Origin of the sequence: Streptomyces sp. WAC05292, from assembly GCF_003949955.1 — a bacterium.
Lineage (GTDB): Bacteria > Actinomycetota > Actinomycetes > Streptomycetales > Streptomycetaceae > Streptomyces > Streptomyces globosus.
Genome location: NZ_RPSE01000707.1, coordinates 1 through 1,451, shown reverse-complemented (window position 1 = coordinate 1,451; position 1,451 = coordinate 1). Strand labels below are relative to the sequence as shown.

The window sequence follows — 1,451 nt, the reverse complement described above, 5'->3', positions numbered from 1 at the left end:
GCCCTACCTTTCAACTCACGGGTGCACCCCAGCCATTCGTAAGGTTGTGGCACCCAGGGGAGCGGGGTGTGGCTCTCAGGCTGGCTGCTGTTGTTCGTGGCTCCGGAGGCTTGGCCGCCCTGCTCCCCACGACGACTCGGCCGCCGATTAGGAAGTGCGACAAGATCGCTGTGTAGGGCAATGCCGGCGAGGTCGTCCGTGGTACGCAAGGCAGGAACGACTTCGGGAGCACGATGAGCCGGATATGGGCCGGGATCGACTGCGGTAAGACCCACCACCACTGCGTCGCTATGGACGCCGACGGCAAGACCCTGCAGTCTCGCCGGGTGGCCAACGACGAGCCGGACCTCCTGAAGCTCATGGGGGACGTCCTCGACCTCGCCGACGGACGCGAGGTGACCTGGGCGATGGACATGACCGGCGGTGAACCCGGTCTGCTGATCGCCGTCCTGGTCAACCACGCACAGGAGCTGCTCTACATCCCCGGCCGCATGGTCAACCGGGCCTCCGACGCCTACCGGGGGGAGGGCAAGACCGACGCCCGCGACGCCCGCGTCATCGCCGACCAGGCACGCATGCGCCGGGACCTGCAGACGATCCGTCCCGACGACGAGACCACGATCGAGCTGCGGCTGCACACCAGCCACCGCATCGACCTGGTCGCCGACCGCACCCGCACCATCAACCGCCTGCGGGGCACCCTGCTGAGCATGTTCCCCGCGCTCGAACGCTCCCTGGAACTGACCAACGCAGGTCCCCTGGTCCTTCTCACCGGCTACCAGACCCCCGCCGCCCTGCGCCGGATCGGCGTCAGCCGGCTCACCACCTGGCTGCGCAACCGCAGGGTCCGCGGCGCCGAAGCCCTGGCCAAGGCCGCCGTCGACGCCGCCGAGCGCCAGCACACCGCCGTGGCCGGCGAGCAGGTCATCGCGAAGATGGTGCACACCCTCGCGAGGGAGGTGATGGCCCTCAACGAGAAGATCGCCGAGATCGACAAGCTCATCGAGGGCCGGTTTCGCGAGCACGAACTCGCCGAGGTCATCCTGAGCATGCCGGGCATGGGGCCCAAGCTCGGAGCCGAGTTCCTGGTCGCCATCGGCGGCAGCCTGGACGGCTTCCCCACCGCGGACCGCCTCGCGGCCTTCGGCGGCGTCGCTCCCGCCCCGCGCGACTCCGGCAAGACCAGCGGCAACCTGCGGCGCCCGCAGCGCTACCACCGGCGCCTGCAACGCGTCTTCTACACCTCCGCGCTGGTCAGCTCCTGGAGCGACCCCAACTCCAAGCGGTTCTACGACCGCAAGAGAGCCGAGGGCAAGAGCCACGTCCAGGCCGTCCTCGCCCTCGCCCGGCGACGCGTCAACGTCCTGTGGGCCCTCATCCGTGACCGACGGTGCTACCAAGTGACACCGCCTGTCACCGAGGCTGCTTGACAACAGCATTAGGAAGCCTCC

The 1,451-nt window shown here is 68.9% G+C and carries 1 protein-coding gene; it reads left to right on the top strand.

Features of this window, described 5'->3' with window-relative positions; translation table 11 throughout:
* Nucleotides 1–233: 233 nt before the first annotated feature.
* Nucleotides 234–1,430 (top strand): IS110 family transposase, encoded by a 1,197-nt coding sequence (locus EF903_RS32520; protein WP_125548523.1) that lies wholly within the window; start codon nt 234–236, stop codon nt 1,428–1,430.
* Nucleotides 1,431–1,451: the final 21 nt, after the last annotated feature.

Excerpts from the sequence above, each read along its gene's own strand:
- EF903_RS32520 (WP_125548523.1), top strand. The coding sequence starts at position 234 with ATGAGCCGGATATGGGCCGGGATCGACTGCGGTAAGACCCACCACCAC.